Genomic DNA, 18,410 nt, shown 5'->3' with positions numbered 1-18,410 from the left:
AATTCCTTTGTATACTGTGGGTACATGATAAAAAATGGAGGGTTGAACGTGAGTTACCGCACACGAGCAAATATGATGATGATTGGGGTAAACGTATTTTGGGGCATGTCGTATGTGTTTATGAAAATGGGACTGAGTTCGCTCGGATCATTCACCATTATTGCGCTTAGATGTTTGATTGCTTTTTTCATTGCCGGGCTGTTTTTCTATAAGCCTTTACGGCAAATCACGCGCAAAACGATTTTGTCATCCGCTATTTTAGGCTTTTTACTGTTTGCCGTTTTTGCATTTGTCACGTTTGGCGTCAGCATGACGTCTGCTTCAAATGCCGGGTTTCTTGTCAGTTTAACAGTCATTTTTGTTCCGTTGCTCAACTGCGTGTTAGTGAAGAAGCTTCCTTCTTGGCCGATTGGGCTCGGCATTATCACTACCCTAACCGGTATAAGTGTTTTAACTTTAAAGCATTCCTTTCATATGAATGCTGGTGATGTACTTTGCATTGGAACGGCGATATGTTATGCCATTCATATTACGCTGACCGGCACGTTTACGAAAAACGAAAATCCAATTGCTCTCGGCATTTTACAGCTAGGGTTTGCTGGATTATTTGCACTAATTTGCAGCTTTTTATTTGAACACCCTAGCATACCCACTACTTTATCATCTTGGATTGCCATTTTAGGTCTTGGCGTTCTTTGCAGCGCGATTGGATTCATTTGTCAAGCCATTGCCCAGCGCTACACAACTCCTACTCACACAGGACTTATTTTTGCAACGGAACCTATTTTTGCTGCGCTGTTTGCCGTTCTTTTTTTGCATGAACTGTTTACGCTTAAAGAACTGATTGGTTCTGTTATTGTGGTTGCGGGGATTTTAATTGCTCAGTTAGACAATTTGCTACTAAAAAAAGAGTTCATTATCAAGAGACATTGCCAAAGTAAAAGCCGCTAGATTCGTTGACCTAGCGGCTCACTTTATACCTTATATGTATAAAACTTTTTATCTACGTTCATCACCGGGAAATTCTCAGGCAGCTTTTCTTTCTCTATATGTTGAAACCCATTTTTCTCATAAAATCGATGAGCAGCTCTATATTGTAAGGTGGTTCCTAAATATATTCTTTCCACTTCTCTCTCTTTTGTCCACGCGATGGCTGTATGCAATAACCGGTGAGCTATTTTAAAGTTTGCTCCTCTATAAGACTTTGCTACAAACATTTTCCGCAGCGCTACTTGACGGCTGCCAATGTCTATTAAAGCTACGCTTCCTACTACTTTTTCGTTGCAAACAGCAACCCAGAAGTTTCCGTTACCCTGTTGATAAAAGCTTTCGACTTCAAACAAATCGGGCTGATCTTTTTCCGTTATTGGAATTTGGTATTCTTGCTGCTGAATATGAAGAATTAAATCCACTACTTGCTGTTGATACTTGCTAGCATATGGCTGAATAATGATACTTTCACTCAAAGCCTCCACCGCCTCTAATCAGTTTACTTTTGACTGTTTTTAATACTGCACAGCCTATGTTTATTATAAAACCAATCACAACACCTGCAAGAATCGCTATCACACTTACAGCGATAAAATCGCCTTTAGTCGGCTGAAATAAATTCATGGAAAGCAAACCAAACATAAAAAGCATGGGAATAAGATAACTCAGCATCTTTTTCAACTTCGCACCTCTTTCCCTATCTCCATAAATCTTGTAACCATTTTATCGTATATCAACTTCCTATTTATTACAATCTTTGTCTTTTTCCGTATCTTCATTAGAGAAATAAAGAAAAAAGCGCCTGCCTCTCGTTCCTGACTAATTGAGAGACAGACACTTTTTTATAAAACATGACTCGTTGCTTGTAAAAAGAACTGAGATTGTTCATAGTTGTACGTCACTTTTGAAAAGTCAAACGGCTGGCCGTTGGCTAAGTGAAAAAGTGTTTCAATAAATAATTTAGGATCGCCTTCTTTTAACCCTAAGTATGTAGCTTCTTCTTCGTTCAGCTTGTCAACGTGAAGATATAGATCAGAAAATCCTATTTTTAAGCCAAGTCCTTCTTTAATGTAATGAAAAATAGACTGAGAAACAATTTCGTTATTTAAGTATGTAATGATGGATTTATTATAAAATGATTCCTCTAGACAAAGCGTCTGGCCGTTAATATACCGTACTCTTTTTACATAATAGACGTCACTATTTTCTTCTATGTTTAAATTTAACGCGGCTTCTTGCGTCGGCTTTCGTACATCTAACTCAATCACTTCCGAGGTTAACTGAAAATCTTCAAGTTCACTCGTAAATCCTTGATTGGAAAGCAAGCCAATATAGCCTGTTCGTTTATGGCGACGGACAAAAATGCCGCTTCCTCTCACTTGAAAAACCACGCCTTTTTTCTCTAGCAGATCTAAGGCCTTTGTTACGGTACTTTTGCTTGCCTTAAACTGCGCCATCAGCGTTTCTAATACAGGCAGCTTTTCTCCTTGCTGAAGCTTATGGTCTTCAATATAGGTTTCAATTTCAATTGCAATTTGTTGGTATTTAATCATAGCTATACCTCTTTACTGAATTTGTCTCAAGAATAACACGATTATACCATAATCTAACTCCATGCCATAAACTTAAATTATTTATTGATTATTATTTTATTAGGGTATTGATAAATTATATCGATACAATTATACTGAAAGCGTATACTCAACAAAGAGGTTAACGAGCAAGCCGGTTATTATCACAAATGCAAACGCTTATCGAGAAGTACTCGTTGAAGATGTTAAAAATAGTGGACTGAATCAAACATTATTTACCGTAGTGAAATAAGGAGGAACTAACAATGACAAAGATGCCAAAGAATTTTTTATGGGGCGGCGCATTAGCAGCTCATCAATTTGAAGGTGGATGGAACCAAGGCGGAAAAGGACCGAGCGTAGTAGACGTTATGACTGCAGGTGCGCACGGTGTAGCGCGACAAATCACTGAAACAGTAGAAGAAGATAAATTCTATCCAAATCACGAAGCAATTGATTTTTACCACCGCTACAAAGAAGATATCGCACTGTTTGCAGAAATGGGCTTAAAATGTTTGCGTACATCGATTGGCTGGAGCCGTATTTTCCCTAAAGGCGATGAAGCTGAGCCAAACGAAGAAGGACTAAAATTCTACGACGATGTATTTGATGAACTGTTAAAGCACGGAATTGAACCGGTTATTACACTGTCTCACTTTGAAATGCCCCTGCATTTAGCTCGAGAATACGGCGGATTTAGAAGCCGAAAAACGGTAGATTGCTTTGTGAAGTTCGCTGAAGTTTGTTTCGATCGCTATAAAGACAAAGTTACGTACTGGATGACGTTTAATGAAATCAACAACAAAATGGATGTAAACAACCCTCTTTTTCTATGGACGAACTCCGGCGTTTCTGTAAAACCGGGTGAAAACGCAAAAGAAGTGATGTATCAAGCGGGACATCACGAACTGCTGGCAAGCGCTCTTGCCGTATCAAAAGGAAAAGAAATTAATCCGAATTTCCAAATCGGAGCGATGGTGTCACACGTGCCAATCTATCCGTATTCTTCAAACCCTGAAGACGTGATGTTAGCAGAAGAAACAATGAGACAGCGCTACTTCTTCCCTGACGTTCAAGTTCGCGGCTATTACCCGAGCTATGCGTTAAAAGAATTCGAACGAGAAGGCTATCATATTCCCTTTGAAGAAGGCGACGAAGAAATTTTACGAAACGGAAAAGTGGATTATTTAGGCTTCAGCTATTACATGTCAACAACGGTTAAAAGCGACGTTGAAGCTGACAATACGGGCGATATCGTAAACGGCGGATTGCCAAACGGCGTAGCAAACCCTTATATCAAATCAAGCGATTGGGGCTGGTCGATTGATCCAACGGGCTTGCGCTATACGTTAAACCGCTTCTACGACCGCTATCAAATTCCGCTGTTCATCGTAGAAAACGGATTTGGCGCCATTGATACGGTTGAAGAAGACGGATCCATTCATGACGCATCACGAATTGAATATTTAAAATCACACATCGAAGCGTTAGAACAAGCTGTGACATACGATGGTGTTGATTTAATGGGCTACACGCCGTGGGGAATTATTGATATTGTTTCCTTTACAACAGGCGAAATGAAAAAGCGATACGGCATGATTTATGTCGACCGTGACAACGAAGGAAACGGATCGATGAAGCGCTACAAAAAAGATTCCTTTAACTGGTACAAACATGTAATTGAAACAAATGGTGAAGAACTATAAGAAATTAGAAAAAGCCGGACTCCTGCGTAAAAACATAGGAATCCGGCTTTTTTAAAACGTGTAAAAATAAAGGCAAATACATTATCTCGGTTTATCTACTAGCTGTGTTTGCGCAATTTCCGTTTGCTTAATTCCCGCTCGTTGAATTTCATCAGCAAACGATTCATGCTTCAGCGTTTTGATTACCTTTTCGCTTCCATCTCGAAGAGTATACACTCTAAATTCATACATACTCTGCCCTCTCCTTTAAGCTATGATTGATGCGATACATTAGATGCGCTCCTGTAAAAGCAACTCATAATAGAGGTAACTTTTTTCTCTTCTTTACTTTACCCACTTTTTAGGAAACTAGACAAAGAGATTTAATCTGACGCGACAAAAGACAAACCAAAAGCCTTTGCAGCAAGCAAAGGCTTTGATCTATTTAATATTATTGTTCAAAAATGGTTCCTTTTTTAAACTTTGACTGTTTAAAAGCAAATTTCGTCAAAAGAATATATGCGATTCCTGCGACTACCACTCCTATAATCCAGCCTAAATCAACTTCGATAAACGCAGCACCTGCACCGATGAGCATCGCAAGCATGGCGCACGGATTGTAGCCGGAAAACGGTCCTTTTTCTTGATACAATTCTTCTACGTTTACTCTTTGTTTCCGTAAAATATAGTAATCCACTAGTAAAATAGAAACAATCGGACCTAAAAAAGCAGAGTAAATTAAAATGAACAGCCCAAGTCCTGCAGCTGACGAATCTTGAACAAGCACCCAAGGGAATGAACAGAAAGCAAGCAGTCCGGTAATGGTCACCGCCACTTTGTAGTTTGCTTTTGTCAGCAGCGTAATCACATACGTAGGCGGAATAATATTTGCCACCATATTTACGGCAATGACGCCAATCACAATAAAAGCTGATACAGCGACGGTAATATATGAATTATCCACCACAACTGCAAACGCTTTGACAGGATTGGATATGCCCGTGGCAGAAGCAAGCATTGCCCCGATTGTAAGAACGAATCCGTAGGCTACTAGAATTGGTGTAAAGTATAAGAATCCACGCTTCTTGTCGCTAATTCCTGGCTTCAGTTCTCTAGAGTAATCGGCTGCGCTTAGAAAAATCGCTGCATAATTCCCCATGAACATCATAATGAAAGAAAAGAACGGAAGTCCCCATGAACCTTTTGTATGTACCCACTTCTCCCCTACTACCTCACTATGAGAAGTTAAAAGAACACCAAATACGTAAACAAGACCAAGCAATATGATGATTGAAGCAAGCATCTCTACCCATTTGACCGCGTGGAAGCTGTACAGGGAAAGCACAATTTGCAGCAGCTGAATGATAATAAAGCAAAGAACAAGATTGTTAAAAGACCCTTTACTTACAATTTTCCCGATTTCGTTTAAAGCGGTACCGCCTGTCCAGCTTTGAAAACCATACCAAATGATAGCTGGAATACCTCGTAAAAGAGACGATATGACGGATCCTTTTATTCCAAAAGACATTCGAAGCTGCATCACATACGGTATTCCCGTCTTATAGCCAATTCGATCGTTTAACACAAAAAAAGTAGAAATAATACCAATGGCAATAATCGCTGCCACAAACGTTTGAAAAAGATTTAATACCGCAGTACCTGCGATTACCAAGCTAGCCCCAAGCGTCATATTCCCTAAATTAACGCCGTCTCCAATCCACATAAACATATAGGACAACGGAGTTAGTTTTCGATCACTTTCCGCTTTTGGCTTTAGTGACGGATCAAGACTTCTGTCTTGATAAGAATGCACCTCTTCTATAACGGAACTTGTTGCATTTGTAGACACTATACACTCAACTCCTTTTTTATGATGTTTCCCCTCTCTCTTCTAACATTAGATGTAAGTTAACTTAACATGTACATAGTGTATACGAATTTTAACGCAAGTTCATTATTGTTTATGTGAATTTTCTGATATTAATTTGTGCGATTTGACTAATTTTTGACCTCAGCTTTCAACATATAGGAGTTGATGACAATAAAAAATCCAAGCGCTTATTATAAACGCTTGGATGAGTCAGCTAGTATTTATTTTTCACATTCATACTACTATTCTATTATCTCTTTTTCTATTTATGAGCCACTCTTAAAGCCTTTACCGCTTGTTTAGCCGCTTCTGCAATTAGTTTATCATTATACTCTGCATCTTTTTCCGTACGATTGGAAAGGATCGCAAGAACAATTGGATCTCCTTTTGGCGGCCAAAGGATAGCAATATCATTTCGCGTCGCGTATGAGCCTGCGCCTGTCTTATCGGCTACTTCCCAGCTTTTTGGTACGCCCGCTCGTATTAACGCATCCCCTGTTGTGTTTCGCTTCATCCAATCCGTTAGAAGTGCACGTTTGTCTTCAGGAAGTGCCTGTCCAAGTACATATGTTTGAAGACTTGCAGCGAGCGCTCTTGCTGTACTTGTATCGTGGGTTTCTCCTGGATTCACTTCATTTAAATCCGGCTCAAAGCGCTCAGGCAGCGTCACATCGTCTCCTATGTTTTCTAAAGCTTCTTTAAATCCGTCCGGTCCGCCCAGCTGCTGCAGAATTAAGTTCCCTGCCGTATTGTCGCTGTAGCGAAGCGATGCATCCGCGAGTTCTCGAAGAGTCATGCCTGTATCCACATGTTTTTCTGTAATTGGATTGTAGTTCACAAGGTCATCACGCGTATAAAAGATTCGCTCGTCGAGATCTTCGATTGACTTCTGCTGTAAAAGTGCACCGACAGCGAGAGCTTTATGAGTAGACGTATAAGCAAAACGCTCGTCCGGATGATACGTTACCGTTTTATTTGTACCCGTATCTAAAGCAAAAACGCCCAGATTCGCATCATATTTGTCTTCAAGCTTAGCAAACTCTCGATCACTCTTCGTTTCTTGTCTTTGACATTTTACCGTTTCAGCATGTACCTCGCTGCTTGAAAAGCTTACAGCCGCCGCGCACGACAGAGCGAGTACAGGCATCATTTTTTTAAGCTTTGAAGTACGAAACATCTCTTTCCATGTCTTCATTACCCTTCAACACCTTTCAAAAAAGTATTTAGTATGTATTCTCTTAGGTAGAGATTACCAACAATTCTATTTTATCAATTGTTTATCCTTACAAACATGATACCTTTATCACATTTGTATAATAAAAGTGTCTCACACTGAAGATGAGCAGTATGAAAACCGGAAGTATTTTAAAAAACAGGCGGCGTAACGGAAAATAAAATCACGGCTTTCTCTTCAAACGGATTGTGCCATTTGTGCTTCAGATGCGAAGGGATTTTGACGCTATCTCCTTTTTCTAATACGTATACTTCCTCTTCTAAAAACACTTTAATTTTCCCTTCTAAGACATATGCCACTTCCTCCCCTTTATGCGCTAAAGGAGATTCTGATGAAGACTTCATCGGCGGTATTTCCATAATCGCCGTAGCTAGATTTCCTGTAAAGTCTGGTGATACTAGCGAATACGTTAACTCTTTTACTTTCATCGCTTTACGCTCGTTCGACCTTACGACTAAATGAGAGGTGTTTATTTCTTCAAGTAAAAAGCTGAAAGTAGGCACATCGAGGCATTTAGCTAAAATTTTAAGCGTTGAAATGGACGGATTAGCTAATCCTCGCTCAATTTGACTTAACATAGACGGTGTAATCTCCGCTAATTTGGCTAATTCTCGACTGGTTAGCCCCTTTTCTTTTCGAAATTTCTCTACTTTTTTTCCAATATCTATGTTTTCCATGAGGATTCCTCCGTAAAAAATGTTTAATTACATTTAATTTTATTAAATTAAACTTAATAAATAGCGTTACTTATGTTAAATTAGATTTAATAAATAAAATACAGTTTAATACTATCACAGTAAGGAGGAAGAAAAAAATGAACGACATCTTCACCTTTTTGATTCTCACATTATTCGTTATTATGAGTCCTGGTATCGATACTGCTCTTATTACCAAACGAACGATGGCAGATGGACAAACGGGCGGCTATAAAATGGCGTTAGGCTTAGCGAGCGGCTCTTTAGTTCATACCCTCGCCGCCACGTTTGGCTTATCGGCTCTTCTTCTTCAGTCAGCTCTGGCATTTGAAATCGTAAAATACGCAGGAGCCATTTACTTAATGTACTTAGGAATCTCTGCTTTTCTTTCTAAAAAAAGCAATACAGCTTCTCCTCAAAAAGAGGAGAAGTCAAAAGAAACATCTGCTTTTCGTCAAGGCCTTGTCTCAAACGTTCTTAACCCAAAAGTAGCGGTGTTTTTCTTAACTTTTTTACCTCAATTTGTTCAAAGTGACCAAAACGTAACGCTTCAATTACTTCTGATGGGAATAACGTATACGATCCTTGCTATCACGTGGTTTTTCGTATTCGTCTTTTTTATTAACTACTTACGAAAATGGCTCACAACACCTAGCGTTCAGCGCTTTATGGATAAAGTAACGGGTGTTGTGTTAATTGGATTTGGATTAAAGCTTGCTTTTGAAAAACATAAATAACAAAAGTATGTTAGTTGAAGAAAGTTCCAAACGAGTTTGATTCTTGATGGAGAATTAAACTCATTTGGATTTTTTTATTGTGATGGTGAACTTAGGTCTAATCAGGTGCTTCTAGCTATTGATTGGAGGGCAAGACGAAGACTCCTGCGGGAAAAGCGGAAATGGTGAGACCCCGCAGGAGCATACGCGACGAGGAGGCTCACCGCCCGCGGAAAGCGAAGTCTTGCACGGAAATTAATGGCGGTGTCACAAGCGGTTCAGTTCCTCTATCTCGTTTGTTCATCTTTAGCTGGAATTAATTTCGTTATGTCTCAATTTCTTTTATTATTTATACACGCCAGGTTCATAGAGATAGACTTTAAGATCAAGCTTCCCATCCGAAGAAACGATTATTCCTTCCGCTTCGAGTGAAAGTTTTTGAACAACGTACATTTCTTCGTCTTTAAACCCAATTTCTCCCTTGGAATTAATGACTCTGTGCCAGGGGAGATTATGTTTCTTACTCATCGAATGCAGGACTCGTACAACTTGCCTTGCACCTCGCGGACTCCCAGCCAGGCGGGCGATTTGTCCGTATGTCATTACTTTCCCGGATGGTATTTGTTTAATAAGTGCTACTGCTCGTTCTGTAAAACTCAAGTCGCTCCTCCTTTTATTCTTTAGTACAACATTACCATATTAAATAAACAGTGAAGTAATCACTCGATTTTTCTTCAGCAACATTATAAGATAATAATAAGAAGTACGCTCATCATTGTTCAACATACTCCAAACAAATGCTTACTGATTATTTCCTATTCTTCAACTAACAAATCTTTGTGCGAGTGGCAGCTTATACCTCACTTATGACACTGTGATTATAAAAACGTTACAGAAACCAACACAGCAAGGTACGTAGAAGCGTTACATGATAAGATAAACAGTAGAGATACTAGTACAATTTCAAATTGATGCTGACGAATAAGTAATCATTTAAAAAGTGGTGAGAAAATGACAAAATGGCTTAGTGTAAAAGAGTTATCTGAAGAAACGAGTATTCCTACTTCAACCATCAGAAGATATATAGATAAATTCCAATATTTCTTTATACAAAAAGAAGATCATCGACCAAAACAATATGAAGCTGCGGCTGCAACTGTTTTACTGAAAATTAAGCAGCTTTATGATGAGGGCTGTCAAGCAGAAGAAATCAATGAAGCGCTGCAAAAAGAATTCTCTTTGACTACAAGCGAGGATCAAGCTGCCGTGTCTCTAGAAGAAGCCGGAGACAAAGAGGACACAGAGAACACAGCAGAAGCAGCTGACCAGCCCGAGGCCGACGACCAGCAGCCGACACCTCCCGAACAGCCGGTACAGCCTTCACCCCAACAAGAGCCTGATACAAAACAAATTCTTCAGGAAAAAGATAAGCAGCTCATTCAATCTTTGCGTAAAAGCCTGCGTGAACAGCAGGCCATTTCAGAATTAGTAGAAGCTTCAAAAGAAAGCAGCGTAGTAGGTAAAAAAAGATCGATTTTAAAACGATTATTTCAACGAAAAAAGGACTGAGTTTGTAAACAAGTCTAGGCTACGAAAAACCGTTATTTCTGGTCATTAAATTTATGTAAAACAAAGTTTCTAAACTGTTTAACAGCCGGTGATAGATATCTTCCTTCAATCCATGCTAGTCCAATTACTCGGTGGCAGTTGGCTTTAGCTAATGGGATTTTCACTATTTTACTTTGATCGATTCCGTGTAAATCTGGAAGGATAGAAATTCCTAAGCCGGCTCCTACAAGTCCCGCTACGGTATCAGCTTCCTCTCCTTCAAACATGATGTGAGGCTTTACCCCTGTCTCTTCAAATAACTGCTCAAACGTAAGACGAAGAGAAAAACCTTCTTTTAAGTGAATAAATGATTCCTCAGCAATTTCTTCTAGTGCAATACTTTCACGATCAGCATACCGGTGATTTTTCGGTACAATTATAAACAGTTCTTCACTCCAAAGATGCTGCCACTTAATGAACGATTTCTCTTCCATAGGGGCAATCAAACAAAGATCCAGTTCACCGAGCTCCAGCTGCTCAAGAAGAACATGAGAAGGACTTTGCCTCAGCTGAAAATTCACCTTAGGATATAAGCTGCGGAACGACGCGATTAAATCTGGAATCAAATCTGTGCTGAGCGTATGTAAAAATCCAAGTGACACCTGCCCTTTTTCCGGATCTAGCAGCGCTTGAATTTCCTCTTGTCCTTTCTCAAATTCTTTCATCATATTATCTACACGCTTCAAAAAAACTTTACCGTATTGATTCAATCGAATGGAACGTCCTTGCCGGTCAAATAGCGGCGCTCCTACTTCTTCTTCAAAGCGAGCAATTGAACGACTGAGCGCAGGCTGCGTAATTAACAGTTCTTCTGCTGCACGCGTCATATGCTGCGTACGTGCAAGCGTTTGAAAATATTTAAACTGCTGCCACTCCACTTTGTACCATCTCCTTATTAACCGTTCTATTCATTACATAGATGTATGAAAAATATGATTATAATAAATTATACATTATAAATATCGAGTGTTACGATAAAAAATGGAAACATACTCGAGGATGTTTTTAGTTCATCTTGACGATTGCTGTATACGGCACTTATAAAATTTTATACTCATCATTTTCTAGCAAAAAGAAGGATTTGGTATGAAACGTAAGGAAAGTTATTAAAAAGCTAACTAAAATATCATAGTAACGACACATCAAAAAGACCTTTCTATCATCATAAAAGAAAGGTCTTTTTTGAGAATCTAACACGCATTTTTTCTTGTATGTACCTCTTAAAGTAAACTTTTTTAAAGCTTAACCCGTTCTACTAACTGCAGCAGTTCATCATTAGGTCCGTGAAATAAAATCATACGGCCGCCTTCAAGCGTTGGCTGAGGCTCAGATGATAAAAATTCAATTCCTTTGCTCTTATAATGTTGAATCGCCTTATTTATATCCTCTACCGTAAAGGCAAGGTGGTTAACAATCCCGCTTTTGTTATACTCGCCAATCGGATCAATATCTCGAATGAGTTCAATTTCGATACCCGGCTGTTCTTCAAGATACAAAAAAGCCATCTCTCTTTTCTCGTTAGATCCTTGAAGGCGAACTTTAAAGCCAAACATATCTCCGTAGTAGTGAATCGTCTCATCCATATTTCCAACAATAATTGCTATATGCTCCATTTTTTTAATCATGAATATTCTCCCTTTCCCCGTATTTAATAAGTACAAGTAAACTATACCGCAATTTAGGCAATATGTATTTCCATATACCTTGAATCCTCATACTATGGTTAGGAAAATTTAAGCACTCTATCAACGAGTCGGCTATGATTTGAAAAATAACAAATAAAAAAACAAACCTCATTGGTTTGTTTTGGTTACGTATTTTACAGTCAGTCTCTGTTCAACAACGTTCGATAAGCCATGTTTTGTACCTTTGTACTGCAAACGATTTTACTCTCGTACTCAGGCGGTAATCATCTATCTACGATTACACATGTAACCGTCCGTCTCTCCGTTTGATTCCTTAGAGACAGTTCCCCTACCATTGTTTGGGTTTCTCGCTCGTGGGGTTTACCGCGTTCCACCTTTGCTGTTTCCAGCAAAGCTTCGTCACTGTGGCACTTTCAGGGATACTCGACCATATCCGAAGACGTAGGTGTTTTTTCCCGCCGTCAGCTAAGCTACAAGCCAAGCTGCCCTAGCTTATTTTTTCACTAGGCACGAACACTACGGGCATCTCAGCACCGTGCGAGCATGGACTTTCCTCTACATCACATGATGCAGCGATTACCTGAACGTTATTTCAGATCGTGTATGAGTAGTATATTCGTTTTAGCTTGCCGAATCAAATGTAACTTCTGGTATGGATTCCATTTCAATTTTTGCAGCGAATTAAATAAAATAACTTGTTTCTGTACAATCTTTTTAGTAGATGACTCACCAGCAAGCCGAGAAATATTCTCTTCATCTATTTCTACGGGGGGATACTTTGTTTCTTTATAGAATATTTTATACACTACATAAAAATGTAACAGAGGTGATGAAAAATGAACGCTGAGTTAAAATTTGATTTTCATACCCATCACGACCGATGCGGACATGCTCGCGGAACGATTCGAGATTATATAGAGGCGTCTATTGATAAAGGCCTTGATATCATTGGGATTTCGGATCATTCTCCTTATTTTGCGAGCGAAGAAGACCAGCCGTATCCTCATATTGCGATGGGAAAAAGCGCATTCTCCGGATATGTAGCGGAGATTTTGAAACTAAAAGAAGAATATAAAAAGAAAATTGAAGTGCTGTTAGGCATTGAGTCTGATTTTTTTCCCGAGCATGCAAAAATATATCAAAGCCACTACGAAAAATATCCGTTTGACTACATAATTGGCTCTGTCCATCAAGTTGATGAAATCAGTATCTTTCATAAAACGCGCTGGGAAGGACTTTCTCAAAAAGAAAAACAGCGCACGAAAGAAACGTATTATCAGCTGATTGAAGAGTCCGCCCGAAGCAGAATGTTTCAAATTCTTGGCCATATTGATGCCATGAAAGGATTCTATCCCTCTTTTTCTTCTATCGAGACGGCTGCTATTGATCAGACGCTAAAAGTGATTTCAGCACATGACATTGCTATAGAAGTGAATACATCAGGCAAAACCAAAGACTGCGGAGGCTGGTATCCTGCAGATGATATTTTAGAAAGAGCCCTGCACTACGGGGTACCCATTACATTTGGTTCGGATGCTCATGATCCGGAACGCATTGGCGACGATTTTGAACTTGTAAAAAAGCGTCTTAAAGAAATCGGCTTTACGGATTGGGTCTTTTTTAGACAGAAAAAAACGCAGATTACACCTTTATAAAACGTAAATAGACTCACAATAAAAATATGCCTGAAGACACGGAGATCAAGGACATCTCGTGTTTTCAGGCATGTGTTTTTTACTGAGAAACTTTGACTTTTGTAGATGAAGATAAATCTTCTCCATTTGTCTGAATCACTTGTTTATACCAGTAAAAAGAATCTTTTTTAGATCGTTCAAGCGTACCATTTCCTTCATCGTCTTGATCTACGTAAATAAAGCCGTATCGTTTTGACATTTCGTTTGTTGACACACTGATTAAATCAATCGGTCCCCACGCGGTATATCCCATTAAGTCCACACCATCTTTAACGGCTTCTTTCATTTGTTCAATATGCTGTCTTAAGTAATCTACGCGGTACGGATCATGAATCGAGCCGTCTTCTTCTACTTTGTCATACGCACCTAAACCATTTTCAACAATAAATAGCGGTTTGCCGTAGCGGTTATGAAAATCTTGTAACGTATAGCGCAGTCCTTTCGGATCGATTTGCCATCCCCAATCGGACGTTTGAAGATGAGGATTTTTTACACTTCCTGCAATCATATTTCCTAGGACATTGTCTTCTTCGCTTTGAGTTGTCACAGAAAGAGACATATAGTAACTAAATGAAATAAAGTCAACAGGATATTGTTTGATAATCTCATCGTCCCCTACTTCTTTTACTATTTCAATGTTGTTTTCTTTAAAGTAACGCTCCATTACCTTTGGATATTCTCCGCGAACTTGAACATCTGTAAAAAATAAGTTTAAGTCATTTTTATGTTGAGCTAGTAAAATATCGTCCGGATGATTCGTCCCAGGATACGTTGTCATACGCGCAAGCATACACCCTACTTTTACATCAGGAATAATTTCATGAGCTAACTTAGTGGCAAGTGCACTCGCAACAAACTGATGATGCGCCCCTTGATACGCAATTTGCTCCGCTGACTGATTTGGAACGTTTTCAACTAAAATACCGCCACCTGTATAAGGGCTGTGTGTAATCACATTGATTTCGTTAAACGTCAGCCAGTATTTTACTTTGTTTTTATAGCGTGTAAATACCGTTTCCGCGTAGCGTGTATAAAAGCCAATTAGTTCGCGGCTGTACCAGCCGTTGTATTTACGGGTAAGCTCAAGCGGCGTTTCATAATGCGAAAGCGTCACTAGCGGCTCAATTCCGTACTTTAACATTTCATCAAATAAGTTATCGTAAAATTGCAGCCCTGCTTCGTTTGGCTTCGCATCATCTCCATTTGGAAAAATTCTCGCCCAGTTGATTGAAATACGAAGCGTTTTAAATCCCATTTCTGCGAACAGTGCGATATCTTCTTTATAGCGATGATAAAAGTCAATAGCCGTACGCTTTGGAAAACGATCGTTTACTTTGTTGTTAAGCACATCTTCAATATAATCTGCTTTTACATCCATTGAATAACCAGTTCGCTCGTCTTTTGGGACAAATCGGATCATGTCTGCAGTAGACAGCCCTTTTCCATCAACGTCATAAGCCCCTTCAATTTGGTTAGCAGCTGTTGCTCCTCCCCATAAAAATCCTTTTTTAAATACAGTATCATTTGTTAACATAGTCCCCACGTCCTTTTCTCATATTTTTATTAAAAATAGCATTTATTTCACTACAGAAAGTAGCTCTTCCCCTTCAAAAATTGGACCAATTTCATTAACTGGCAGTACATCTAAATACTCCGCTGTGTTTGTGATAATAACCATCGTAACGGTTTCGAATCCAGCCTCTGCAATCGCATGTCGATCAAATTCAACCAGCGGCTGCCCTGCATTGACATACTCTTTTTCTTTTACCAGTGCTTTAAAATGCTCTCCTTTTAAAGAGACGGTATCAATTCCAATATGAATTAAAATTTCCTCCCCATCCTCTCCTTTAATGCCGATTGCATGTTGAGAATCAGGCAGCACCATAATCGTTCCAGCGATAGGCGAGACTACGCGGTTGTCACTAGGTTTAATCGCAATACCTTTCCCCATAATTTCTTGAGCAAATGTTGCATCTGACACTTGATGCAGCGGAATAAGTTCACCGTGCAACGGAGAAAAGACGCTTGCTGTTTTACCGCTTTTTTTCGTCTCTACTGCTAGAGAAACATTTTGTAACGGCGCTTTTTCTGTGACAGGGTGTTCTTCAAGTTTGATTGTATTTTTTTCTGTTTCTTCTGAAGCAATATCTTTAAATCCAAGAGTGAGTACCAAAACAGCTGGTAAAATAACGGCCGCTGCCAGTAGCGCCACAGCGACAATTAAATTGCCTGCTGCTCCGCTTGGATCTGCAAACGTAGGGATAGCAAAGATTCCGACTAATCCTCCTAATGTAAAAGCTTTAAACCCATACCAGCCAGCAAAGCCGCCTAGCAGTGCACTAGATGCCATAGCGTAATAAAAAGGTTTTTTTAACTTCATGTTTACTCCGTACATAGCGGGCTCTGTAATTCCGATAACAGCTGAAATGGCCGATGAAAACGCAACTTGTTTTAAATCTTTATTTTTGGTTTTTAACGCTACTCCAAAAGCCGCTCCTCCTTGAGCAAGGTTGCTGATATACATCATCGGCATCAAAACATTGTCAAATCCGTATACTTTTAGATTTTGAATCGCGATTGGACCTATTGCATAGTGCATACCCGTCATGATAATAAGAGGCATAAGACCTGCTAGTAAAAGACCCGCAAGCGGACCGGCTGTTTCAAACATCCATGAGAATATAGTTGCTAATCCGTCTCCCATATATGTTCCAAGCGGACCGATTACCCATAACGTGATAGGTGCAGCAATTAAAAGGGTAAGCAACGGTGAAAACATGACCGTAAGAGTAGCCGGCATCCATGAGCGAACAAATTTATATACATACTTCAATAAAAGCACACCTAAAATAATCGGTATAACGCTAGACGTATAGTTCACAACTGGAATGGATATAAAATTGATTCCAAATAACGTGAATTCTTTTATTTTCGTAATGCCTCGTGCTGCATCTACAAAGGTCGGATACAGCATGGCAGCTGCTAAAGCAAGCGCTAAGTATTCGTTTGTTTTAAACTTACGAGCTGCTGAAACAGCTAAGAAAAATGGCAGAAAGTAAAAGACTCCGTCTCCGATTGCGTTCAGCACTGCGTACGTATCGCTTTCTATGCTCAGCCATCCTAGGGTAGCAAATAAAGCGACAAAAGCTTTTAGCATACCTGCACCAATAAGCGCTGGTAAAACAGGAGTAAAGATTCCTGAAATGCTATCCATCACAAATGAAACAACGCCTTGTTTTGTGCCGCTTTTCTCCTCAGCAGCGCTTCCGCTTCCTACCAAAGGTTCAACTTCTTCAAAAACTTCAGCCACTCTGTTTCCAATAATGACTTGAAACTGATCTCCAGAAAACTGAGCGCCCATCACTCCTTTTATTTGCTTAATTTCCTCCACCTGGACTTTATTCTTATCATGAAGGTTAAAGCGAAGTCTCGTCACACAGTGCCAAGCCTGGTTAACATTCTGTGCTCCACCGATTTTATCTACTACTTGTTTAGCCGTTTCTTTATATGAAGTCATTTATATCCCTCCTTTTTTCAATAAAAAAACCCAAACAGATCATCGCATGTTTGTAACATGCAAATGTCTGCTTGGGTAATGCCTGATCGAGTCAGTAACAATCCTCCAATGAAGAAAATTTATTCAGTTTCTACTAGATTCGTCACTCGCCAAATGTGTAGCGTTAAGTAAAGCTTTTCATCTGACGTTAAAGACCAGCCATGCTGTTTATGAAGTAAATTAGCCACTTTTTCAACAGCTTTATATGCTTTTTCATATTTTGTTTTTACAACATCCAGCAGCGTAGCATCAACTTCCGGAGAAACATGTGGGTTCTGATCCAGCTGACGTAAAACAAAAAATCGTAGATGCGTGACAAAGCGAGAATAGTTCATGGATTCTTCGTCAAGTTTGAGCTGAAAATGATATTGGACAACATCGATAATTCGATTAATCACTTCAGTCATCTTCATCGTTTCTTCCACTTTTGCTTGTACATTCTGTGCGTTTACAAAATGATAGGTAAGAAACGTCTCTTCACTTTTAGGAAGAAGCACATCAAGCCTGTCATACACCAGCCGAATCGCGTTAACAGCCGCATTATGCTCTTTGGGATAAAGCTTCTTAACTTCCCAGCGGCTTGGCTGCGCATATTCAAGGCCACTATGACTTCGTTCAATCGCAAAATTCAAGTGATCCGCAAGGGTCAAGTGAATATTGGTGCGAAAAGGCTCACCTATTTCTTTTTCTGCTTGCTTAATTAACTCGACAGAAACCTCGAGAATTTCTGGTTTGATGCTCTCTAAAATTTGAGCCAGCGGTCTACGAACATTGGACGACTCGGCCACAAACTTCCGTCGAATGACAGCTTTATCAACGGGGTCACCTTTTTTCTTTTGGAAACCGACGCCTGTTCCCATGATGACCCATTCTACATCAGAGGAGTCTTTGACCAAAGCTACGTTATTATTAAATACTTTAACAAATTTCATAGATGCTTCCCCCACATCAGAACAAACGTAAAAATCCTATCTTAAAAACACGTGAACACACCACGTATTTTTAACACAGGTAATGCCTGATCGAATCAGTAACAATCCAGTTTTAAGTTATTACTGAAATTATATTCTACTATGAAAGCGATGTCAATACATAAAATACTGAATTTTTAATAATCTGCTAGTGAAAGAGAGATAATTCTTATA

At 39.4% G+C, this 18,410-nt stretch carries 18 protein-coding genes and 1 other RNA gene; 5 read left to right on the top strand and 14 right to left on the bottom strand.

What is annotated here, in order from left to right; genetic code table 11:
- Positions 1–48 precede the first annotated feature (48 nt).
- Positions 49–951, top strand: a complete 903-nt coding sequence (locus AC2YJL_RS07320; protein ID WP_487374676.1) for a DMT family transporter — start codon at positions 49–51, stop codon at positions 949–951.
- Between the two features lie 23 nt (positions 952–974).
- Here the strand turns inward: AC2YJL_RS07320 and AC2YJL_RS07315 are convergent, their stop codons facing one another.
- From AC2YJL_RS07315 to AC2YJL_RS07305, 3 genes are all read right to left on the bottom strand, one after another.
- On the bottom strand, positions 975–1,466 hold the full coding sequence (locus tag AC2YJL_RS07315) for a GNAT family N-acetyltransferase (RefSeq protein WP_407818798.1): 492 nt from the start codon (positions 1,464–1,466) through the stop codon (positions 975–977).
- Complete coding sequence (locus AC2YJL_RS07310; RefSeq protein WP_407819223.1) at positions 1,459–1,662, bottom strand: hypothetical protein; 204 nt, start codon at positions 1,660–1,662, stop codon at positions 1,459–1,461. The genes AC2YJL_RS07315 and AC2YJL_RS07310 overlap by 8 nt, the downstream gene beginning before the upstream one ends.
- 170 nt (positions 1,663–1,832) lie before the next feature.
- Positions 1,833–2,543 carry a GntR family transcriptional regulator gene (locus AC2YJL_RS07305; protein WP_407818797.1) on the bottom strand — a complete coding sequence of 237 codons (711 nt, stop codon included), beginning with the start codon at positions 2,541–2,543 and terminating at the stop codon, positions 1,833–1,835.
- Between the two features lie 284 nt (positions 2,544–2,827).
- Here AC2YJL_RS07305 and bglA point away from each other — a divergent pair, with 284 nt between their 5' ends.
- The gene (gene bglA, locus AC2YJL_RS07300) at positions 2,828–4,267 is read left to right on the top strand and encodes a 6-phospho-beta-glucosidase (protein WP_221784008.1); all 1,440 of its coding nucleotides are present in this window, start codon (positions 2,828–2,830) and stop codon (positions 4,265–4,267) included.
- Positions 4,268–4,348: 81 nt separating this feature from the next.
- Here bglA and AC2YJL_RS07295 read toward each other — a convergent pair whose 3' ends face one another.
- The 4 genes from AC2YJL_RS07295 to AC2YJL_RS07280 all read right to left on the bottom strand — a co-directional run bounded on the left by AC2YJL_RS07295 (position 4,349) and on the right by AC2YJL_RS07280 (position 8,027).
- A complete protein-coding gene (locus tag AC2YJL_RS07295; RefSeq protein WP_013058052.1) occupies positions 4,349–4,498 on the bottom strand; it encodes a hypothetical protein in 150 nt (49 codons plus the stop codon).
- Positions 4,499–4,697: 199 nt separating this feature from the next.
- Positions 4,698–6,095, bottom strand: a complete 1,398-nt coding sequence (locus tag AC2YJL_RS07290) for an NCS1 family transporter (protein ID WP_251568596.1) — start codon at positions 6,093–6,095, stop codon at positions 4,698–4,700.
- A gap of 283 nt (positions 6,096–6,378) precedes the next feature.
- On the bottom strand, positions 6,379–7,311 hold the full coding sequence (gene bla, locus AC2YJL_RS07285; protein ID WP_251568595.1) for a class A beta-lactamase: 933 nt from the start codon (positions 7,309–7,311) through the stop codon (positions 6,379–6,381).
- Between the two features lie 170 nt (positions 7,312–7,481).
- Positions 7,482–8,027 (bottom strand): cupin domain-containing protein, encoded by a 546-nt coding sequence (locus AC2YJL_RS07280; protein WP_195696421.1) that lies wholly within the window; start codon positions 8,025–8,027, stop codon positions 7,482–7,484.
- 137 nt (positions 8,028–8,164) lie between these two features.
- Here AC2YJL_RS07280 and AC2YJL_RS07275 point away from each other — a divergent pair, with 137 nt between their 5' ends.
- Positions 8,165–8,782 carry a LysE family translocator gene (locus AC2YJL_RS07275; protein ID WP_251568594.1) on the top strand — a complete coding sequence of 206 codons (618 nt, stop codon included), beginning with the start codon at positions 8,165–8,167 and terminating at the stop codon, positions 8,780–8,782.
- Between the two features lie 324 nt (positions 8,783–9,106).
- On the opposite strand, the gene AC2YJL_RS07270 is transcribed toward AC2YJL_RS07275, so the two are convergent.
- A complete protein-coding gene (locus tag AC2YJL_RS07270; RefSeq protein ID WP_251568593.1) occupies positions 9,107–9,421 on the bottom strand; it encodes an MGMT family protein in 315 nt (104 codons plus the stop codon).
- A 351-nt stretch (positions 9,422–9,772) separates the two neighbouring features.
- Here AC2YJL_RS07270 and AC2YJL_RS07265 point away from each other — a divergent pair, with 351 nt between their 5' ends.
- Positions 9,773–10,330, top strand: a complete 558-nt coding sequence (locus AC2YJL_RS07265) for a MerR family transcriptional regulator (protein WP_487374675.1) — start codon at positions 9,773–9,775, stop codon at positions 10,328–10,330.
- A gap of 32 nt (positions 10,331–10,362) precedes the next feature.
- Here the strand turns inward: AC2YJL_RS07265 and AC2YJL_RS07260 are convergent, their stop codons facing one another.
- The 3 genes from AC2YJL_RS07260 to rnpB all read right to left on the bottom strand — a co-directional run bounded on the left by AC2YJL_RS07260 (position 10,363) and on the right by rnpB (position 12,603).
- Positions 10,363–11,247 carry a LysR family transcriptional regulator gene (locus AC2YJL_RS07260; protein WP_487374674.1) on the bottom strand — a complete coding sequence of 295 codons (885 nt, stop codon included), beginning with the start codon at positions 11,245–11,247 and terminating at the stop codon, positions 10,363–10,365.
- A gap of 357 nt (positions 11,248–11,604) precedes the next feature.
- Positions 11,605–11,994 carry a VOC family protein gene (locus AC2YJL_RS07255; protein WP_369361204.1) on the bottom strand — a complete coding sequence of 130 codons (390 nt, stop codon included), beginning with the start codon at positions 11,992–11,994 and terminating at the stop codon, positions 11,605–11,607.
- 220 nt (positions 11,995–12,214) lie between these two features.
- Positions 12,215–12,603: RNase P RNA component class B (gene rnpB, locus AC2YJL_RS07250), an RNA gene on the bottom strand.
- 248 nt (positions 12,604–12,851) lie between these two features.
- Here rnpB and AC2YJL_RS07245 point away from each other — a divergent pair.
- Positions 12,852–13,670 carry a histidinol-phosphatase gene (locus AC2YJL_RS07245; RefSeq protein WP_251568591.1) on the top strand — a complete coding sequence of 273 codons (819 nt, stop codon included), beginning with the start codon at positions 12,852–12,854 and terminating at the stop codon, positions 13,668–13,670.
- Positions 13,671–13,749: 79 nt separating this feature from the next.
- Here the strand turns inward: AC2YJL_RS07245 and AC2YJL_RS07240 are convergent, their stop codons facing one another.
- The 3 genes from AC2YJL_RS07240 to AC2YJL_RS07230 all read right to left on the bottom strand — a co-directional run bounded on the left by AC2YJL_RS07240 (position 13,750) and on the right by AC2YJL_RS07230 (position 18,197).
- Positions 13,750–15,243 carry a glycoside hydrolase family 1 protein gene (locus AC2YJL_RS07240; RefSeq protein ID WP_251568590.1) on the bottom strand — a complete coding sequence of 498 codons (1,494 nt, stop codon included), beginning with the start codon at positions 15,241–15,243 and terminating at the stop codon, positions 13,750–13,752.
- A 42-nt stretch (positions 15,244–15,285) separates the two neighbouring features.
- Entirely contained in the window at positions 15,286–17,226 is a 1,941-nt protein-coding gene (locus AC2YJL_RS07235; RefSeq protein WP_251568589.1) for a beta-glucoside-specific PTS transporter subunit IIABC, read from the bottom strand.
- 119 nt (positions 17,227–17,345) lie between these two features.
- The gene (locus AC2YJL_RS07230) at positions 17,346–18,197 is read right to left on the bottom strand and encodes a PRD domain-containing protein (RefSeq protein ID WP_221781353.1); all 852 of its coding nucleotides are present in this window, start codon (positions 18,195–18,197) and stop codon (positions 17,346–17,348) included.
- Between the last annotated feature and the right edge of the window lie 213 nt (positions 18,198–18,410).

This window comes from Priestia sp. SRI_019 (genome assembly GCF_057586255.1).
Note: the sequence above shows the minus strand (reverse complement) of the source record. Positions and strands in the feature narration are given on the sequence as shown.

Excerpts from the sequence above, each read along its gene's own strand:
- AC2YJL_RS07240 (WP_251568590.1), bottom strand. The coding sequence starts at position 15,243 with ATGTTAACAAATGATACTGTATTTAAAAAAGGATTTTTATGGGGAGGA.
- bla (WP_251568595.1), bottom strand. The coding sequence starts at position 7,311 with ATGAAGACATGGAAAGAGATGTTTCGTACTTCAAAGCTTAAAAAAATG.
- AC2YJL_RS07235 (WP_251568589.1), bottom strand. The coding sequence starts at position 17,226 with ATGACTTCATATAAAGAAACGGCTAAACAAGTAGTAGATAAAATCGGT.
- AC2YJL_RS07305 (WP_407818797.1), bottom strand. The coding sequence starts at position 2,543 with ATGATTAAATACCAACAAATTGCAATTGAAATTGAAACCTATATTGAA.
- AC2YJL_RS07295 (WP_013058052.1), bottom strand. The coding sequence starts at position 4,498 with ATGTATGAATTTAGAGTGTATACTCTTCGAGATGGAAGCGAAAAGGTA.
- AC2YJL_RS07265 (WP_487374675.1), top strand. The coding sequence starts at position 9,773 with ATGACAAAATGGCTTAGTGTAAAAGAGTTATCTGAAGAAACGAGTATT.
- AC2YJL_RS07280 (WP_195696421.1), bottom strand. The coding sequence starts at position 8,027 with ATGGAAAACATAGATATTGGAAAAAAAGTAGAGAAATTTCGAAAAGAA.
- bglA (WP_221784008.1), top strand. The coding sequence starts at position 2,828 with ATGACAAAGATGCCAAAGAATTTTTTATGGGGCGGCGCATTAGCAGCT.
- AC2YJL_RS07230 (WP_221781353.1), bottom strand. The coding sequence starts at position 18,197 with ATGAAATTTGTTAAAGTATTTAATAATAACGTAGCTTTGGTCAAAGAC.
- AC2YJL_RS07245 (WP_251568591.1), top strand. The coding sequence starts at position 12,852 with ATGAACGCTGAGTTAAAATTTGATTTTCATACCCATCACGACCGATGC.
- AC2YJL_RS07310 (WP_407819223.1), bottom strand. The coding sequence starts at position 1,662 with ATGCTGAGTTATCTTATTCCCATGCTTTTTATGTTTGGTTTGCTTTCC.
- AC2YJL_RS07275 (WP_251568594.1), top strand. The coding sequence starts at position 8,165 with ATGAACGACATCTTCACCTTTTTGATTCTCACATTATTCGTTATTATG.
- AC2YJL_RS07255 (WP_369361204.1), bottom strand. The coding sequence starts at position 11,994 with ATGATTAAAAAAATGGAGCATATAGCAATTATTGTTGGAAATATGGAT.